At 45.5% G+C, this 18,761-nt stretch carries 15 protein-coding genes and 1 rRNA gene (1 of these 16 cut by a window edge); 8 read left to right on the top strand and 8 right to left on the bottom strand.

Translation table 11 applies throughout. The annotated features are described in order from the left end of the window. Positions 1–196 precede the first annotated feature (196 nt). The 8 genes from noc to rpmH all read right to left on the bottom strand — a co-directional run bounded on the left by noc (position 197) and on the right by rpmH (position 7,659). Positions 197–1,048, bottom strand: a complete 852-nt coding sequence (noc, locus tag ACH32G_RS04990; RefSeq protein WP_016937318.1) for a nucleoid occlusion protein — start codon at positions 1,046–1,048, stop codon at positions 197–199. A 121-nt stretch (positions 1,049–1,169) separates the two neighbouring features. Next, the gene (rsmG, locus tag ACH32G_RS04985) at positions 1,170–1,889 is read right to left on the bottom strand and encodes a 16S rRNA (guanine(527)-N(7))-methyltransferase RsmG (protein WP_045925731.1); all 720 of its coding nucleotides are present in this window, start codon (positions 1,887–1,889) and stop codon (positions 1,170–1,172) included. A 13-nt stretch (positions 1,890–1,902) separates the two neighbouring features. Continuing rightward, positions 1,903–3,789 carry a tRNA uridine-5-carboxymethylaminomethyl(34) synthesis enzyme MnmG gene (gene mnmG / locus ACH32G_RS04980; protein ID WP_016937316.1) on the bottom strand — a complete coding sequence of 629 codons (1,887 nt, stop codon included), beginning with the start codon at positions 3,787–3,789 and terminating at the stop codon, positions 1,903–1,905. 16 nt (positions 3,790–3,805) lie between these two features. Beyond that, the gene (gene mnmE, locus ACH32G_RS04975; RefSeq protein WP_014419389.1) at positions 3,806–5,185 is read right to left on the bottom strand and encodes a tRNA uridine-5-carboxymethylaminomethyl(34) synthesis GTPase MnmE; all 1,380 of its coding nucleotides are present in this window, start codon (positions 5,183–5,185) and stop codon (positions 3,806–3,808) included. A 288-nt stretch (positions 5,186–5,473) separates the two neighbouring features. Beyond that, positions 5,474–6,115: an RNA-binding cell elongation regulator Jag/EloR gene (gene jag / locus ACH32G_RS04970; RefSeq protein WP_448814053.1), complete on the bottom strand. Its 642-nt coding sequence runs from the start codon at positions 6,113–6,115 to the stop codon at positions 5,474–5,476. Further along, entirely contained in the window at positions 6,112–6,861 is a 750-nt protein-coding gene (spoIIIJ, locus tag ACH32G_RS04965; protein WP_014471334.1) for a YidC family membrane integrase SpoIIIJ, read from the bottom strand. The genes jag and spoIIIJ overlap by 4 nt, the downstream gene beginning before the upstream one ends. Positions 6,862–7,021: 160 nt before the next feature. Continuing rightward, positions 7,022–7,372: a ribonuclease P protein component gene (gene rnpA, locus ACH32G_RS04960; RefSeq protein ID WP_016937314.1), complete on the bottom strand. Its 351-nt coding sequence runs from the start codon at positions 7,370–7,372 to the stop codon at positions 7,022–7,024. A 152-nt stretch (positions 7,373–7,524) separates the two neighbouring features. Further along, entirely contained in the window at positions 7,525–7,659 is a 135-nt protein-coding gene (rpmH, locus tag ACH32G_RS04955; RefSeq protein WP_003178075.1) for a 50S ribosomal protein L34, read from the bottom strand. Positions 7,660–8,278: 619 nt separating this feature from the next. Here rpmH and dnaA point away from each other — a divergent pair. From dnaA to ACH32G_RS04915, 8 genes are all read left to right on the top strand, one after another. Beyond that, on the top strand, positions 8,279–9,619 hold the full coding sequence (gene dnaA / locus ACH32G_RS04950) for a chromosomal replication initiator protein DnaA (RefSeq protein WP_016937312.1): 1,341 nt from the start codon (positions 8,279–8,281) through the stop codon (positions 9,617–9,619). A gap of 184 nt (positions 9,620–9,803) precedes the next feature. Next, entirely contained in the window at positions 9,804–10,940 is a 1,137-nt protein-coding gene (gene dnaN, locus ACH32G_RS04945) for a DNA polymerase III subunit beta (RefSeq protein ID WP_016937311.1), read from the top strand. Between the two features lie 135 nt (positions 10,941–11,075). Then, entirely contained in the window at positions 11,076–11,291 is a 216-nt protein-coding gene (gene rlbA / locus ACH32G_RS04940; RefSeq protein ID WP_004392910.1) for a ribosome maturation protein RlbA, read from the top strand. Positions 11,292–11,306: 15 nt separating this feature from the next. After that, positions 11,307–12,419 (top strand): DNA replication/repair protein RecF, encoded by a 1,113-nt coding sequence (gene recF, locus ACH32G_RS04935; RefSeq protein WP_013350724.1) that lies wholly within the window; start codon positions 11,307–11,309, stop codon positions 12,417–12,419. A 17-nt stretch (positions 12,420–12,436) separates the two neighbouring features. Beyond that, positions 12,437–12,682: an extracellular matrix regulator RemB gene (gene remB, locus ACH32G_RS04930; RefSeq protein ID WP_004392908.1), complete on the top strand. Its 246-nt coding sequence runs from the start codon at positions 12,437–12,439 to the stop codon at positions 12,680–12,682. Between the two features lie 56 nt (positions 12,683–12,738). After that, entirely contained in the window at positions 12,739–14,655 is a 1,917-nt protein-coding gene (gene gyrB / locus ACH32G_RS04925) for a DNA topoisomerase (ATP-hydrolyzing) subunit B (protein WP_099743883.1), read from the top strand. A 216-nt stretch (positions 14,656–14,871) separates the two neighbouring features. After that, entirely contained in the window at positions 14,872–17,331 is a 2,460-nt protein-coding gene (gyrA, locus tag ACH32G_RS04920; RefSeq protein WP_327814977.1) for a DNA topoisomerase (ATP-hydrolyzing) subunit A, read from the top strand. Positions 17,332–17,627: 296 nt separating this feature from the next. Next, positions 17,628–18,761, top strand: a 16S ribosomal RNA gene (locus ACH32G_RS04915); it runs 416 nt beyond the window's last position.

Here is an 18,761-nt window from a genome sequence, read left to right as displayed (position 1 = left end):
GAAAAAAATGCAAACAAAAAAGACACTTTCTCTTATAAATTCTCCGATAAAGTGACTTTTTTGACTGTAAAAAGACAATTCACGACACAAAAAGATAAATTTTTACATTTATAATACATAGTGCAGAATACATCTATTATTATCTCAAAATAGTTTTTTGGCTAAATAAAAACTCCCCTGCTGATCAGGAGAGTTTTTATTTAGGTATCCGAATGGTAAGCTGAATGTACTCTTCGAATTCTTCTTCCTCAGTATTCAGTCTGACACCGCTGTCTTCCACCATGGACAAGGACTGGCGAATCGTATTCATCGCAATTCTTGTATCCCTGCTGAACGCTTTGCGTCTCGGCTTCGGTTTCTGCTTATTCTGTTCAAGCATTTTCACCACTCGGTCTTCCGTCTGCTTGACGTTTAAGCTTTTCTCGATGATTTCCGCAAGCAATGTGACCTGAAGCTCCGGCTGTTTGAGCGGGATCAGGGCTCTTGCATGGCGTTCCGTGATTTTTTTCTCCATAATCGCATCCTGGACGGGTTCAGGGAGCTTTAACAATCGGAGCTTGTTCGCAATCGTTGACTGGCCTTTTCCTAAGCGCTGCGCCAAGGCTTCCTGTGTTAAATCATGAAGTTCTAACAGCCTTGCGTACGCATGAGCTTCCTCAATGGAGGACAATTCTTCTCTCTGCAGGTTTTCAATCAAAGCGACAGAAGCTGTTTCCGTATCAGAGAAGTTCTTTATAATTGCGGGAATATTTTCCCATTCAAGCGTCTGTACCGCTCTCCAGCGCCTTTCACCCGCAATGAGCTCATATTGTCCTTCATCTTCTGTATGTCTGACAACAATCGGCTGAATGATGCCGTGTGTATGGATAGTCATTGCTAACTCTTTGATCTTTTCATCTGAGAAAATGGTGCGTGGCTGAAAACGGTTGGGAACGATAGCATGTACCGGTATTTCGAGTATCTCTTCTTTGTTTGTATCATGCTCTGCTATCTCCGGTTCCTCTTCCTTCTCACCAAACCCGAAGAAACGAGAGAATGAATGCTTCATGTACCTACACCACCTTTAAAAACTGCCATTTTTATAATTCTATTTTCTCATGGTTTTTCCTGCTGTATCTTCATCAATTTTGCAGAAAATATGATGGAATTGTCACATCAGGCTGTCTAAATTACCCTTCAATTGGCGATTTATTCGGAGTACCCGGTTTTCTCGGATATTTTTTCGGAGTGCTTTTTGTCTTGCGAATGATCATAATGTTCCGTTCACTTTCTTCGACGGGAAGTGTAAAGGAATGAACTTGTTCAAGCTCTCCTCCCAATACTTTAATCGCCTTTTGCCCCGCTTTCAGCTCTTCATCAGCAGCTGCTGCTTTTAGTGCCGCAAATACGCCGTTTTTCTTGACAAGCGGCAGACAAAGCTCACTCAGGACTGACAGACGCGCCACCGCACGAGCGGTCACGAGATCAAAGCTTTCCCGGACGTCCTTCCGCTGTCCGAATGTCTCTGCCCTGTCATGGACAAATGTCGTATGCTCTAATTGTAAAGCATCAGAGAGAGTTTCCAAAAACGTAATCCGCTTATTCAGTGAATCGACGATGGTGACATGCAGATGCGGGAAGCAGATTTTGACGGGCAGGCTTGGAAAACCGGCACCGGCGCCAACGTCACAAAGAGTGGTGACCTTTTCAAAATCAATATAAAATGCCGCCGTAATCGAATCATAAAAATGCTTAAGATATACTTCCTTTTTCTCAGTGATGGACGTCAGATTCATTTTTTCGTTCCATTCCACGAGCATCTGGTAATACAACTCGAATTGCTCCAGCTGGCGGTCAGAAAGGGAAATCCCTTTCTCCGCTAAACTGGATGTAAATTCCTCTATATTCATGCCGTCATCCTTTCTATTCAGCTACCTTGGCAATACGGCCCTGCTCCAGGTAAACAAGCAGGATTGAAATGTCTGCCGGATTGACCCCGGAAATACGGGACGCTTGAGCAACTGATAAAGGACGCACTTCTTTCAGCTTTTGACGGGCTTCAGTAGCAATTCCTTTAATGGCGTCATAATCAATCCGATCAGGGATTTTTTTATTTTCCATCTTCTTCAGCTTCTCCACTTGCTGCAAGGATTTTTCGATATATCCTTCATATTTCACTTGGATTTCCACTTGTTCCGCCACATCTTGCGGAACCGGAGAATCAGCAGGCGCAAGTTTTGTCACTGTTTCATAGTTCATTTCCGGACGTTTCATTAAATCTGTGCCGCGCACTCCATCTTTCAGCTCGCTTCCGCCGAGTGAACGGATATATTCCTGATTCTCAGGAGACGGCTTGATAATAACAGACCAGAGACGTTTTTTCTCAGCCTCGATCGCCGCTTTTTTCTTTTCAAACGCTTCATAGCGCTCATCCGAAATTAAGCCGATCTCATGGCCGATTTCCGTCAGACGAAGATCCGCGTTGTCATGGCGGAGCAGCAGTCTGTATTCCGCCCGTGAAGTCAGCAGACGATACGGTTCATTGGTTCCTTTCGTTACCAAATCATCAATCAATACGCCGATATACGCATCGGAACGGCTGAGGATAACCTCTTCTTTTCCAAGCGCTTTGCGGCCTGCGTTAATTCCTGCCATAATTCCTTGCCCGGCTGCTTCCTCATAGCCTGATGTACCGTTAATTTGACCGGCCGTGTACAGGTTAGGGATTTTTTTCGTCTCCAGTGTAGGCCAAAGCTGCGTCGGTACGATCGCGTCATACTCAATCGCGTATCCGGCTCTCATCATCTGCACCTTTTCCAGTCCCGGAATGGTCGCCAGCATCCGCTGCTGAACGTCCTCAGGAAGGCTCGTGGATAAACCTTGAACGTATACTTCCTGCGTATTTCTGCCTTCCGGCTCAAGGAAAATCTGGTGACGCGGTTTATCATTAAAGCGAACGACTTTATCTTCAATGGAAGGGCAATATCTCGGTCCTGTTCCCTTAATCATACCGGAATACATTGGTGAACGATGCAGGTTGCTGTCAATGATCTCATGAGTCTCAGGACTCGTGTAAGTCAGCCAGCAAGGCAGCTGATCGGTAATGTATTCAACCGTTTCATATGAGAAAGCGCGCGGAACCGGATCTCCCGGCTGGATTTCTGTTTTGCTGTAATCAATGGAATCGCTTGAGACGCGAGGAGGCGTTCCCGTTTTAAAACGAACGAGATCAAAACCAAGCTCCTCTAAGTGCTCAGAAAGTTTAATAGACGGCTGCTGGTTATTCGGGCCGCTTGAGTAAGACAGATCTCCGAGAATGATCCGCCCTCTTAAATACGTTCCGGTTGTCAGCACGACCGATTTTGCCTTATATTCAGCACCGGTTTGCGTAATGACACCGCGGCACTCACCGTCTTCAATGATTAAACGCTCGGCAATCCCTTGAAGAAGTGTCAGATTCGGTGTTTTTTCCAGTGTATGCTTCATTTCATGCTGATATTGGAATTTATCCGCCTGCGCACGCAGCGCCCGTACGGCCGGACCTTTCCCTGTATTCAGCATTCTCATTTGAATATGAGTTTTATCTATATTTCTAGCCATTTCTCCGCCGAGCGCGTCAATTTCGCGGACGACAATCCCTTTTGCGGGGCCGCCGACAGACGGATTACATGGCATAAACGCAACCATATCAAGATTAATCGTCAAAACAAGCGTTTTAGCTCCCTGACGCGCGGATGCGAGGGCAGCCTCAACACCGGCATGCCCGGCGCCGATGACGATCACGTCGTATTGGCCTGCTTCATACCCCATGGTTTTTTCCTCCCTTTTATTTACCTAAACAAAATTGTGAAAAGAGCTGATCAATTAAGCTTTCGTGGACGGCATCACCGATGATTTCGCCCAGCAGCTCCCAGCACCTTGTCAGATCAATTTGCACCATATCAATCGGAACATCCTGTTCAATTCCGTTCAGCGCATCATCAATCGCTTGCTTTGCCTGATGCAGAATCGAGATATGACGGGTGTTGCTGACATAGGTGAGATCTCCGCTTTCGATCGCTCCTGTATAAAATAGCGACTGGATCGCTTCCTCTAAGTCTTGTATACCTTCTTCTTTCAGCAATGAGGTCGTGACGACAGGCCGGCCTTTCGCAAGCTCCTTGACGCGCTCAGCGTCAATCTTAGCCTCAAGATCCGTCTTATTCATAATGACTATGACGTCCATTCCCTCCACAGCTTCAAATAATTTCACATCTTCCTCAGAAAGCTCTTCGCTGTGGTTAAGCACAAGCAAAATGAGATCCGCTTCCTTCAGAACCTGGCGTGAGCGTTCTACGCCGATTCTTTCGACGATGTCTTCGGTCTCACGGATTCCGGCGGTGTCGACAAGCCGGAGCGGCACGCCTCGGACATTGACATATTCCTCAATCACATCACGCGTCGTTCCCGGAATATCCGTTACGATCGCCTTCGTTTCATGGACAAGACTGTTAAGCAAAGAGGATTTCCCGACGTTCGGACGGCCGATGATCACGGTAGACAATCCCTCGCGTAAAATTTTCCCCTGCTCAGACGTACGAAGCAGCGCTTCAATTTCTTTCTTCACGCCGCCCGCCTTCTCCACTAGAAGCTGATGCGTCATTTCTTCGACGTCATCATATTCCGGATAATCTATATTAACCTCAACATGGGCAAGTGTTTCTAACAATTCATCCCGAAGACGGCGGACTAGTGCGGAAAGCCGTCCTTCCATCTGGTTCATGGCGACATTCATGGCACGGTCCGTTTTGGCCCTGATCAGATCCATCACCGCTTCCGCCTGTGAAAGGTCAATCCGTCCGTTTAAAAATGCGCGCTTCGTAAACTCACCGGGTTCCGCCAGTCTCGCACCTTCTCTTAAAGCAAGCTGGAGCACCTGATTAACCGTCACAATTCCTCCGTGACAGTTGATTTCAATGACATCTTCCCTTGTGAATGTTCTGGGCGCTCTTAAAACAGACACCATCACTTCCTCAATAATCCGTCCCGTCGTGCTGTCTGCGATATGCCCGTAATGAATGGTATGCGATTCTGCCGAACTGAGCGTTTTGCCTTTCGGACCCTTGTACATTTTGTCGGCAATTTTCACGGCTTCCGGCCCGCTCAGCCGAACGATCGCGATGGCGCCTTCACCCATCGGAGTTGAAATCGCTGCAATTGTATCCATGCTGTTCACCTCTCTTTATCTCTGTTTCCATCTATATAAAAAATTGATTTACGCCAAAATTAAAAGATAACATAGTTTGGTTTGAAGTGGAAGATACGTTATCCACAAAGGCAAAAATTCATCCCTTATTACTTTAACTTATCCACATGTGAATAACAATTAATTTTATTTCCTAAAACCTTTTTTATCAACAGCATACACTGAAAAAGTAAAAACTTAAACGCAAAAAATGCGATTCTGCTTAGGAATAGAGCCATTTTCGCCAATAAAAAAACCGAAGTTCCGATTTTACCCGGACTTCGGTTTTCTGCTATCTTTATGGGAAATAACGAGATGGCGGTACCGGCCTTCACCGGTAGAAAAAGTTTTGATATTTGGGTGCTTCGACAGAGCGTCATGGATGATTTTTCTTTCGCCTGACGGCATCGGTTCCAAATGCACATCTTTTTTTGTTTTCGACACCTGCTTGGCCAGCCTGTTTGCCAGCTGATCCAGAATTTCTCTTCTTTTCAGACGATAATTTTCAGCGTCGACAACGGCGTGGCGATACTGGCCGGAGCCGCGGTTCAAAACAAGCTGCGTCAATGTTTCCAGAGCATTGAGTGTTTGTCCTCTTTTGCCAATAAGCAGCGCTGCTTTTTCACCTTTAATATGAAAACAAACTGTTTTTTTGTTTTCTTCCGTGACAATCTCAGAAGGCCCCGCAATGGAATTGATGATTTCTTCCAGATACGCTTTCGCTTCCTGAACAGGATTTTTTTTCTCTTCCAGTTCTACGATCGCATTCTTTTTTCCGAAAATACCCAAAAATCCTTTAGATTCTTCCTGCACCACCATTATTTCTACTTGATCTTCCGTCAGTTGAAGTTCCTGAAGGCCTGATTGAACTGCTTCTTTGACATTCCGTCCCGCAGCAGTCACCTTCTTCACTTTTTCTTTCCTCCCGCTTTCTGCGTTTCCGGATCGTGTTTAATGTCAGGCCCTTTAATAAGGAATGTCTGAGCAATCATAAACAGGTTTCCGACTACCCAATAAAGAGAAAGCGCACTCGGGAAGTTGATCGCAAATACGATGATCATGATCGGCATAATCCATACCATCATTGCCATTTGAGGATTCTGAGATGGATTTCCGGCCATCATCAGCTTCTGTTGGACAAAAGTGGCCACACCGGCAACGATAGGAAGAATATAGTAAGGATCTTTCTCTCCTAAATCAAACCATAAAAAGCTGTGCTGTGAAATGGCTTGCGTACGCATAATCGCGTGGTAGAATCCGATCAAAATCGGCATTTGAATCAGGATCGGAAAACATCCCGCCAATGGGTTTACCCCATGCTTTGAAAACAGGGCCATTGTTTCCTGCTGAAGCTTCTGCTGCGTTTTTTGATCTTTTGAGCTGTATTTTTCTCTAAGCTTCTGCATTTCCGGCTGAAGCGCCTGCATCGCTTTTGAGCTTCGAAGCTGCTTGATCATCAGCGGCAGAATCAGCAGACGGATTAAAATCGTAACGATGATGATCGATAAACCATAGTTATCGCCCGTCAGTTTCGCTACGTACGTAATGACTTCTGACAATGGGTACACAACATATTTGTCCCAGAAATGCGGACTATTCGCCGTAATCGGCTCTTTTACACTCGAGCATCCGGCCAGCAGGACGAGCATACCGACCATACTCAGTAGTAACCATATTCTCCTTTTCAAGAACGTTTCCTCCTATACCATTCTTTATAAACCTTGTATGTATTTTAGCATCTTTCAGTTTTAAATGGCGGTCATTTTTCGCCAAACAAAAGGAAGCGCTTTTAAAAACGTGAAGAAAACAAAATATGAGCTATTTTGACGAAGATTTCTTATATAAAGAGGTTTTTCTGAATAAGTGCTGCAGACTTTTTTTTGTTTCTTCAAAACTGAGGTCGGCGGCGGGTTTTCTGGCGATAATAATAAAATCTTTCGGCTTGAGGAGCTCTTTTTCCTCCTGGACCGCCTGTCTGATTAACCGCTTCACCCGGTTGCGCACGACGGCGTTGCCGATTTTTTTGCTGACAGAAAGCCCTACCCGGAGCTCTTCCTGCTGCGGCTGATCAAGCGTATACAGCACGAACTGGCGGTTTGCCATAGACGTTCCGCGTTTAAACACTTTTTGAAAATCTTCATTTTTCTTTAACCGATTTCGCTTCTTCACTTTGATTCACTCCGATATTCACTCGCAGAAACTTTTATTACTATCTAAAAAAAACGGGCCGCCGGAATACTGAAGAAATTTCTCCAGTACTGGGCGACGCATGATCTCTTTTCTCTTAATGTGAAAAAAGACCACTGACATTATTCAGTGGCCTAAGCTGATAATACTTTTCTGCCTTTGCGGCGACGGCGTGCTAATACTAGACGACCGTTTTTTGAACTCATACGGCTTCTGAAGCCATGAACTTTACTGCGTTTACGGTTATTCGGTTGGAATGTTCTTTTCATTTATGACACCTCCCTCGAGGAATAGCTGTTAAAGACAGTCTTACTTATTATATTTGTGCTGCCTATTCATTGTCAACTTCAGCAGTGCTTTTATTTCTTACAACCATAATAGGATAACATACCTTAACCAGATTAGAAACCTTAATTTTCATATTCCTTTTTTTAACGCAAAAACGCCGCGCGCCCTCCGGAAAAAGTGGTATGTGGATAATTTTTTGGCCTTTTTTTAATATCCACAACCGTTATCGACAACATTTTCACATTGCTAACCCCTGTGGACAAAGATTTTTCAACAAGTTGTCAGGTTTGTGGATAAGATTACGAGAACCATTGCAAGTCCTCGCTTAATTTGATATTATATTTGTGTTTTAACTCTTAATTACTTATTCACTCTGTTCTCTTTATCCACAAAGTGTGGATAAGTTGTGGATTGTTTTCACACAGCTTGTGTAGATTGTTGTCCACAACTTGTGGAATTTGTCGAAAAGCTATTTTTCTACTATACTATATGTTTTCAACATTTCGTGTGTACGAATGGTCAGAGCCATATGCTCTTTTTTTGTGTTATATAACAGGGAAAGAGCGCTGATTTTAAAGAAAAGGAGGGCTGTGCCGGATAATGGAGAATATATTAGATCTTTGGAATCAAGCTTTAGCTCAGATAGAGAAAAAGTTAAGCAAACCGAGCTTCGAAACTTGGATGAAGTCGACGAAAGCCCATTCGCTGCAAGGAGATACCTTAACCATCACCGCTCCCAATGAATTTGCCAGAGACTGGCTGGAGTCCAGGTACTTACATCTCATTGCAGATACCATATATGAATTGACCGGGGAAGAATTGAGCGTCAAATTTGTCATTCCTCAAAATCAGGATGCGGAAGACTTTTTGCCGAAACCGCAAGTGAAAAAAGCGGCAAAAGAGGAACCGTCTGATTTTCCCCAAAGCATGCTCAACCCGAAATATACATTCGACACATTTGTCATCGGATCGGGAAACCGATTCGCCCATGCAGCATCACTGGCTGTAGCGGAAGCACCCGCTAAAGCGTACAACCCTTTATTTATTTACGGGGGAGTCGGTTTAGGAAAAACCCACTTAATGCACGCAATCGGCCATTATGTCATTGATCATAATCCTTCAGCCAAAGTGGTGTACCTGTCTTCTGAAAAATTCACAAATGAATTCATCAACTCAATCCGCGACAATAAAGCCGTTGATTTTCGCAACCGCTACCGGAATGTTGATGTACTTTTGATAGATGATATTCAATTTTTAGCCGGAAAAGAACAAACACAGGAAGAGTTTTTCCATACATTCAATACGCTTCATGAAGAAAGCAAACAAATCGTGATTTCCAGCGACAGACCGCCGAAAGAGATTCCGACCCTGGAAGACCGTCTGCGTTCGCGATTCGAATGGGGATTGATTACGGATATCACGCCGCCTGATCTGGAAACGCGGATTGCCATCCTGAGAAAGAAAGCGAAGGCGGAAGGCCTTGATATTCCGAACGAGGTCATGCTTTACATCGCGAATCAGATTGACAGCAACATCCGTGAACTGGAAGGGGCATTAATCCGGGTTGTTGCCTATTCATCTTTAATCAATAAAGACATTAATGCGGACCTGGCTGCAGAGGCATTGAAAGATATTATTCCTTCCGCAAAGCCTAAGGTCATCACGATAAAAGAGATTCAGCGGATTGTCGGACAGCAGTTCAACATTAAGCTTGAAGATTTCAAAGCGAAAAAGCGTACGAAATCGGTTGCGTTCCCAAGGCAGATTGCCATGTATCTTTCCAGAGAAATGACAGACTCTTCTTTGCCTAAAATCGGGGAAGAATTTGGCGGAAGAGACCATACAACCGTCATTCATGCTCATGAAAAGATTTCAAAACTGCTGATTGATGACGAGCAGCTTCAGCAGCAGGTAAAAGAAATAAAAGAACAGCTTAAATAAAAGAGCCCTCGGATGAATCGGGAAAAGTGTGAATAACTTTTCGCTAGCCATGCACAGTCTGTCCACATGTGGATAGGCTGTGTTTCCTGTCTTTTTCACAACTTATCCACAAATCCACAGGCCCTACTATTACTACTGCTATTTTTAAAATATATTAATTATATTATCCGTTAGGAGGATAAACATGAAATTTACGATTCAAAAAGATCGTTTAGTTGAAAGTGTACAAGACGTTCTAAAAGCCGTTTCATCCAGAACCACAATTCCCATTCTCACCGGTATTAAGATCGTAGCCTCAGATGAAGGAGTATCTTTTACGGGAAGCGATTCTGATATTTCAATCGAGTCATTCATTCCGAAAGAAGATGATGACAAAGAAATCGTAACGATTGATCAGCCGGGAAGTATCGTGCTGCAAGCGCGTTTCTTCAGCGAAATCGTTAAAAAACTGCCGATGGCGACGGTTGAAATCGAAGTTCAAAATCAATATTTAACAATTATCCGTTCCGGAAAAGCGGAATTTAATTTGAACGGTCTTGATGCAGATGAATATCCGCATCTTCCGCAAATCGAAGAGCACCATGCCATTCAGATTCCGACGGATCTTTTGAAAAACTTAATCCGTCAAACCGTGTTTGCTGTGTCCGCCTCAGAAACACGCCCTATCTTGACAGGTGTAAACTGGAAAGTGGAAAACGGTGAATTATTATGCACTGCCACGGATAGCCATCGGCTCGCTTTAAGAAAAGCAAAGCTTGATATTCCGGAAGACAGCTCTTATAACGTCGTCATCCCCGGAAAAAGTTTAACCGAGCTGAGCAAAATTCTTGATGACAATCAAGAGCTGGTGGATATCGTCATTACAGAAACCCAAGTTCTGTTTAAAGCGAAAAACGTCTTGTTCTTCTCAAGGCTGCTTGACGGAAACTATCCGGATACGACCAGCTTGATTCCGCAGGAAAGCAAAACGGAAATCGTCGTGAACACAAAAGAATTTTTACAAGCGATAGACCGTGCTTCTTTATTGGCGAGAGAAGGCCGCAACAACGTTGTAAAGCTTTCTGCCAAACCGGCGGACTCGCTTGAAATTTCATCAAATTCTCCTGAAATCGGGAAAGTGGTCGAAGCTGTGCTCGCTGACCGGATTGACGGTGAGGAATTAAATATTTCATTCAGTCCAAAATATATGATGGACGCACTGAAAGTACTTGAAGGAGCGGACATCCGTATCAGCTTTACGGGAGCGATGAGACCGTTTCTTATCCGTACGCCGAATGATGAAACCATCGTTCAGCTCATCCTTCCGGTCCGAACGTATTAATCAAACAGAATGTGCTGCCGGCTTAGTTCGGCAGCTTTTCTGTTCATCAGCCAGCTCCCTCAAGTTTTCCCTTTCCTTATTTCAGGATTTTTTAGTACAATTAGATATTAGTGATATTTGAAAGAGGTCGATATTATGGCAAATCCGATTTCGATTGACACAGAAATGATTACGCTTGGCCAGTTTTTAAAATTAGCCGATGTGATTCAGTCCGGCGGTATGGCGAAATGGTTTCTGAGCGAGCATGAGGTGACAGTCAACAATGAACCTGACAATCGCCGCGGCAGAAAGCTTTATGTTGGAGACGTGGTCGCGATTGAAGGATTTGGTTCATTTCAAGTCGTCAATTAAAGCGGGTGACAGCGGTTGTATATCCAAAATTTAGAATTAACATCCTACCGTAATTATGAGCGCGCTGAGCTTCAATTCGAAAACAAGGTGAATGTGATCATCGGAGAGAACGCCCAAGGCAAAACCAATCTGATGGAAGCCATCTATGTCCTTTCGATGGCAAAATCACACCGCACCTCAAATGATAAAGAACTTATACGGTGGGACGAAGACTATGCTAAAATAGAAGGAAGAGTGATGAAGCGCAACGGCGACATCCCGATGCAGTTAGTCATCTCCAAAAAAGGTAAAAAGGGCAAGGTCAATCACATAGAACAGCAAAAACTCAGTCAGTATGTCGGAGCGCTGAACACCATTATGTTCGCCCCGGAGGACTTAAATCTCGTCAAAGGCAGCCCGCAGGTCAGGAGGAGATTTCTTGATATGGAGATCGGGCAGGTTTCTGCCGTTTATCTGTATGATTTATCTCTTTATCAAAAAATCCTTTCCCAGCGGAATCATTTTCTGAAACAGCTGCAAAGCCGGAAACAGACTGACCGGACTATGCTTGACGTTCTCACTGATCAGCTGATTGAGGCAGCCGCAAAAGTTGTCGCCAAACGTCTGCAGTTTACGGCGCAGCTTGAAAAATGGGCGCAGCCGATTCATTCCGGCATTTCCCGGGGGCTTGAGGAACTGACGCTTAAGTATCACACGGCGCTTGATGTATCAGATCCTAAAGATTTGTCGAAAATAGGTAACAGCTACCAGGAGTCTTTTTCGAAATTAAAAGAAAAAGAAATAGAACGGGGCGTCACCTTATTCGGACCGCATCGGGATGATGTCCTTTTTTATGTGAACGGACGCGATGTGCAGACTTACGGTTCGCAGGGACAGCAGCGTACGACGGCTTTGTCTTTGAAACTGGCCGAAATAGATTTGATTCATGAAGAAATCGGAGAATATCCCATTTTACTTTTGGATGATGTACTAAGCGAGCTGGATGATTACCGCCAGTCCCATTTGCTTCATACAATCCAAGGCCGTGTGCAGACATTTGTCACCACGACGAGCGTGGATGGCATTGACCACGAAACCTTACATCAAGCAGGAATGTTCCGTGTGGAAAACGGTGCGTTAGTGAAGTGAAGAAATGAGGTGAGCGATTGTATATTCATTTAGGTGACGACTTTGTCGTTTCAACACGCGATATCGTCGGCATTTTTGACTGCAAGGTCAATGTATCGCCGATTGTTGAAGAATTTCTGGACAGACAGAAAGAAAAAGTAGTGCCGTCCGTAAACGGCACGCCAAAGTCTATCGTAGTCACGACTGAGAATATATATTACTCTCCCTTATCTTCCGGCACACTGAAGAAACGTGCGCAATTTATGTTAGAAATAGATTCTTAGCGGATCTTTACAATGAATATATCGTTTAAGAAAAGTGTAGGTGAATGTGCATGGCTATGGAACAGCAGCAAAATAGTTATGATGAGAATCAGATACAGGTATTAGAAGGTTTGGAAGCTGTTCGAAAGAGACCGGGGATGTACATCGGATCAACTAACAGCAAAGGCCTTCACCATTTGGTATGGGAGATCGTCGACAACAGTATTGACGAAGCTCTGGCCGGTTATTGTACAGATATTAACATTGTGATTGAGAAAGATAACAGCATTACTGTTACAGACAACGGGCGCGGAATTCCGGTCGGTATCCAAGAGAAGATGGGCCGCCCTGCGGTTGAAGTCATCATGACCGTTCTTCACGCCGGCGGTAAATTTGACGGAAGCGGATATAAAGTATCCGGCGGTCTTCACGGTGTAGGGGCGTCTGTCGTAAACGCCTTGTCGACCACTCTTGATGTTACGGTTCATCGTGACGGGAAAATCCATTATCAGGCGTATGAACGCGGTGTTCCGGCGGCTGATCTTGAAGTGATCGGTGACACTGACAAGACCGGGACGATTACGCACTTCGTTCCCGATCCGGAAATTTTCAAAGAAACAACTGTATATGACTATGATCTGCTTTCAAACCGTGTCCGCGAATTGGCCTTCCTGACAAAAGGCGTAAACATCACGATTGAAGACAAACGTGAAGGACAAGAACGGAAAAACGAGTACCACTACGAAGGCGGAATCAAGAGCTACGTTGAGTACTTAAACCGTTCCAAAGAAGTCGTTCACGAAGAGCCGATTTATATCGAAGGCGAGAAAGACGGCATTACGGTTGAAGTTGCATTGCAATACAACGACAGCTATACAAGCAATATTTATTCTTTCACGAATAATATCAACACATACGAAGGCGGCACACACGAGGCCGGATTTAAAACCGGTCTGACCCGTGTCATAAACGACTATGCAAGAAGAAAAGGGATTTTCAAAGAAAATGATCCGAATTTAAGCGGGGATGATGTGAGAGAAGGGCTGACAGCCATTATTTCAATTAAGCACCCTGATCCGCAATTCGAAGGGCAGACGAAAACGAAGCTCGGCAACTCTGAAGCGAGAACGATCACTGATACGCTGTTTTCTTCTGCGCTGGAAACATTCCTTCTTGAAAATCCGGATTCAGCCCGCAAAATCGTTGAAAAAGGCTTAATGGCCGCAAGAGCGCGGATGGCGGCGAAAAAAGCGCGGGAATTGACCCGCCGCAAAAGCGCGCTTGAGATTTCCAATCTGCCGGGCAAACTGGCGGACTGTTCTTCTAAAGATCCGAGCATTTCCGAGCTCTATATCGTAGAGGGTGACTCTGCGGGCGGATCAGCGAAACAGGGACGGGACCGCCATTTCCAAGCCATTCTGCCGCTGCGCGGTAAGATTCTGAACGTTGAGAAAGCCAGACTTGATAAGATTCTCTCAAATAATGAGGTCAGATCAATGATTACGGCTCTCGGCACGGGTATCGGAGAAGATTTTAATCTTGAAAAAGCGCGTTATCATAAAGTAGTCATCATGACGGATGCCGATGTCGACGGCGCCCACATCAGAACGCTTTTATTAACGTTCTTCTACAGATACATGCGGGAAATTATTGAAAACGGCTATGTCTACATTGCTCAGCCGCCGCTTTATAAAGTGCAGCAGGGAAAACGGGTGGAATACGCTTATAACGATAAGCAGCTTGATGAGCTTTTAAAAGAGCTTCCGCAATCGCCTAAGCCCGGCCTCCAGCGTTATAAAGGTCTTGGAGAAATGAATGCGACTCAGCTTTGGGAAACGACAATGGATCCGGCGACCAGAACGCTTCTGCAAGTCAATCTTGAAGATGCGATGGACGCTGATGAGACGTTCGAAATGCTGATGGGCGACAAAGTAGAACCGCGCAGAAACTTCATAGAAGCAAACGCCAGATATGTGAAAAACCTTGATATTTAACCATGAAAGCCTTATTTTCGTTAAGAAATAAGGCTTTTTTCTCAAAGCGGCTTCAAGCAGCCTCTGAAAACCCGCAAAACCCGTATATTCTGCTAAATTAATGTGTATAAACACAAGTTTATTGATATAATGGAGAATAGTGAAATCGTATTGAAGATCATAATGGACAATCTACTCCCACATTATTTCATGTGATACTTCAGGGAGGTTTTTTTAATGAGTGAACAAAACACACCACAAGTACGTGAAGTCAATATCAGCCAGGAAATGCGGACATCCTTCCTGGACTATGCAATGAGCGTTATCGTATCCCGGGCGCTTCCGGATGTGCGTGACGGTCTGAAGCCGGTTCACAGACGGATTTTGTACGCAATGAATGATTTAGGCATGACCAGTGACAAACCATATAAAAAATCTGCCCGTATCGTCGGCGAAGTTATCGGTAAGTACCACCCGCACGGTGATTCAGCGGTTTACGAATCAATGGTCAGAATGGCGCAGGATTTTAACTACCGCTACATGCTTGTTGACGGACACGGCAACTTCGGTTCAGTTGACGGCGACTCTGCGGCTGCGATGCGTTACACAGAAGCGAGAATGTCAAAAATCGCAATGGAAATTCTGCGTGACATTACGAAAGACACGATTGACTATCAAGACAACTATGACGGTTCAGAAAGAGAACCTGCCGTCATGCCTTCGAGATTTCCGAATCTGCTCGTAAACGGAGCTGCCGGTATTGCGGTCGGAATGGCGACAAACATTCCCCCGCATCAGCTTGGAGAAGTCATTGAAGGCGTGCTTGCCGTAAGTGAGAATCCTGAGATCACAATCCAAGAGCTGATGGAATATATTCCGGGCCCGGATTTTCCGACGGCCGGTCAGATTTTAGGCCGGAGCGGCATCCGCAAGGCATATGAATCCGGACGGGGATCAATCACGATCCGGGCTAAGGCTGAAATCGAAGAGACATCCTCGGGAAAAGAAAGAATTATTGTCACGGAACTTCCTTATCAGGTCAACAAAGCGAGATTAATTGAAAAAATCGCAGATCTCGTCCGGGACAAAAAAATCGAAGGAATCACCGATCTGCGTGACGAATCCGACCGTAACGGAATGAGAGTCGTCATCGAGATCCGCCGTGACGCCAATGCTCACGTCATTCTGAATAACCTGTACAAACAAACGGCCCTGCAGACGTCTTTCGGAATCAACCTGCTGGCGCTCGTTGAGGGACAGCCGAAGGTATTAAACCTGAAAGAATGTCTGGAGCATTATCTTGATCACCAAAAGGTCGTGATCCGACGCAGAACGGCTTACGAACTTCGCAAAGCGGAGGCGAGAGCTCACATTCTGGAAGGGTTAAGAATCGCTCTCGATCATTTAGACGCGGTGATTTCTCTTATCCGTAGTTCCCAGACGGCTGAAATTGCGAGAACGGGTTTAATCGAACAATTTTCACTGACTGAAAAACAGGCGCAAGCCATTCTGGACATGCGTCTTCAGCGATTAACCGGTCTGGAGCGCGAAAAGATCGAAGAGGAATATCAATCACTTGTTGCGCTTATCGCCGAGCTGAAAGATATTTTAGCCAATGAAGAAAGAGTGCTCGAGATCATCCGTGAAGAACTCAACGAAATCAAAGAGCGGTTCAATGATGAGAGACGCACTGAAATCGTGACGTCCGGTCTTGAAACAATTGAGGATGAAGATCTCATCGAGAGAGAAAACATCGTCATCACGCTGACTCATAACGGCTATGTTAAACGCCTCCCAGCGTCCACATACCGCAGCCAAAAACGGGGCGGAAAAGGCGTGCAGGGAATGGGAACGAATGAAGATGACTTTGTGGAACACTTAATTTCTACATCGACGCACGATACGATTCTGTTCTTCTCTAATAAAGGGAAGGTATATCGTTCAAAAGGATATGAAATTCCTGAATACGGACGTACCGCAAAAGGCATTCCGATTATTAACCTCCTGGAGGTTGAAAAAGGCGAATGGATTAATGCCATTATTCCGGTCAGCACATTTGATGAGGAGCTTTACCTCTTCTTCACGACCAAACAAGGGGTGTCGAAACGTACGGCACTGTCCCAGTTTGCGAATATACGGAATAACGGGCTGATCGCTTTAGGTCTCCGGGAAGACGATGAACTGATGGCCGTCCGTCTGACTGACGGCAAGAAACAAATCATCATCGGAACGAAGAACGGCTTGCTGATCCGTTTCCCTGAAGAAGATGTAAGACAAATGGGGCGCACCGCTGCAGGTGTCAAAGGCATCACGCTGACAGATGATGATGTCGTGGTAGGCATGGAGATTCTTGAAGAAGACTCCCATGTTCTCATAGTGACAGAAAACGGCTACGGCAAACGTACGCCGGCCTCAGAATACAGAGTCCAAAGCCGGGGCGGAAAAGGCCTTAAAACATGTAAAATCACTGACAGCAACGGTCCGCTAGTAACAGTAAAAGCCACAAGAGGCGAAGAAGACTTAATGATTATTACGGCAAGCGGCGTGTTAATCAGAATGGATATTAACGATATCTCCACTACGGGACGTGTAACACAAGGCGTCCGTCTGATCCGCATGTCCGATGAAGAGCACGTGGCCACTGTGGCACTAGTGGAAAAGAATGAAGAAGAGCCGGAAGAAATGGAAGAAGAATAGATGAAAAAGCGCAGCTGTAACAGGCTGCGCTTTTTCTATATAAAGAAACGAAAAAAGCTTTGACACACAGCGATGATGCTGATATAATTCTTTTTGTTGTCTTTTCAACACAAAGACAGTCTGCTAAAAATGTTTTTTAAAAAAAGTATTGACCTATTAAACTGAAAATGTTATGATTAAGAGGTCGCTTCAAGAGAAGCAAAGAAGTTCTTTGAAAACTAAACAAGACAAAACGTACCTGTTAATTCAAAGTTTTAAATAAATCGCACAGCGATGTGCATAGTCAGTCAAACTACTTATCGGAGAGTTTGATCCTGGCTCAGGACGAACGCTGGCGGCGTGCCTAATACATGCAAGTCGAGCGGACAGATGGGAGCTTGCTCCCTGATGTTAGCGGCGGACGGGTGAGTAACACGTGGGTAACCTGCCTGTAAGACTGGGATAACTCCGGGAAACCGGGGCTAATACCGGATGGTTGTTTGAACCGCATGGTTCAGACATAAAAGGTGGCTTTGGCTACCACTTACAGATGGACCCGCGGCGCATTAGCTAGTTGGTGAGGTAACGGCTCACCAAGGCGACGATGCGTAGCCGACCTGAGAGGGTGATCGGCCACACTGGGACTGAGACACGGCCCAGACTCCTACGGGAGGCAGCAGTAGGGAATCTTCCGCAATGGACGAAAGTCTGACGGAGCAACGCCGCGTGAGTGATGAAGGTTTTCGGATCGTAAAGCTCTGTTGTTAGGGAAGAACAAGTGCCGTTCAAATAGGGCGGCACCTTGACGGTACCTAACCAGAAAGCCACGGCTAACTACGTGCCAGCAGCCGCGGTAATACGTAGGTGGCAAGCGTTGTCCGGAATTATTGGGCGTAAAGGGCTCGCAGGCGGTTTCTTAAGTCTGATGTGAAAGCCCCCGGCTCAACCGGGGAGGGTCATTGGAAACTGGGGAACTTGAGTGCAGAAGAGGAGAGTGGAATTCCACGTGTAGCGGTGAAATGCGTAGAGATGTGGAGGAACACCAGTGGCGAAGGCGACTCTCTGGTCTGTAACTGACGCTGAGGAGCGAAAGCGTGGGGAGCGAACAGGATTAGATACCCTGGTAGTCCACGCCGTAAACGATGAGTGCTAAGTGTTAGGGGGTTTCCGCCCCTTAGTGCTGCAGCTAACGCATTAAGCACTCCGCCTGGGGAGTACGGTCGCAAGACTGAAACTCAAAGGAATTGACGGGGGCCCGCACAAGCGGTGGAGCATGTGGTTTAATTCGAAGCAACGCGAAGAACCTTACCAGGTCTTGACATCCTCTGACAATCCTAGAGATAGGACGTCCCCTTCGGGGGCAGAGTGACAGGTGGTGCATGGTTGTCGTCAGCTCGTGTCGTGAGATGTTGGGTTAAGTCCCGCAACGAGCGCAACCCTTGATCTTAGTT

The organism is Bacillus sp. CIS52 (genome assembly GCF_053545315.1).
The sequence above is the reverse complement of the archived record's forward strand: the minus strand, read 5'-3'. Positions and strand labels throughout refer to the sequence as shown.

Coding starts and splice junctions, on each gene's coding strand:
- dnaN (WP_016937311.1), top strand. CDS start 9,804: ATGAAATTTACGATTCAAAAAGATCGTTTAGTTGAAAGTGTACAAGAC.
- gyrB (WP_099743883.1), top strand. CDS start 12,739: ATGGAACAGCAGCAAAATAGTTATGATGAGAATCAGATACAGGTATTA.
- rlbA (WP_004392910.1), top strand. CDS start 11,076: ATGGCAAATCCGATTTCGATTGACACAGAAATGATTACGCTTGGCCAG.
- rpmH (WP_003178075.1), bottom strand. CDS start 7,659: ATGAAAAGAACATTCCAACCGAATAACCGTAAACGCAGTAAAGTTCAT.
- dnaA (WP_016937312.1), top strand. CDS start 8,279: ATGGAGAATATATTAGATCTTTGGAATCAAGCTTTAGCTCAGATAGAG.
- rsmG (WP_045925731.1), bottom strand. CDS start 1,889: ATGAATATAGAGGAATTTACATCCAGTTTAGCGGAGAAAGGGATTTCC.
- mnmG (WP_016937316.1), bottom strand. CDS start 3,789: ATGGGGTATGAAGCAGGCCAATACGACGTGATCGTCATCGGCGCCGGG.
- mnmE (WP_014419389.1), bottom strand. CDS start 5,185: ATGGATACAATTGCAGCGATTTCAACTCCGATGGGTGAAGGCGCCATC.
- spoIIIJ (WP_014471334.1), bottom strand. CDS start 6,861: ATGGTCGGTATGCTCGTCCTGCTGGCCGGATGCTCGAGTGTAAAAGAG.
- noc (WP_016937318.1), bottom strand. CDS start 1,048: ATGAAGCATTCATTCTCTCGTTTCTTCGGGTTTGGTGAGAAGGAAGAG.
- gyrA (WP_327814977.1), top strand. CDS start 14,872: ATGAGTGAACAAAACACACCACAAGTACGTGAAGTCAATATCAGCCAG.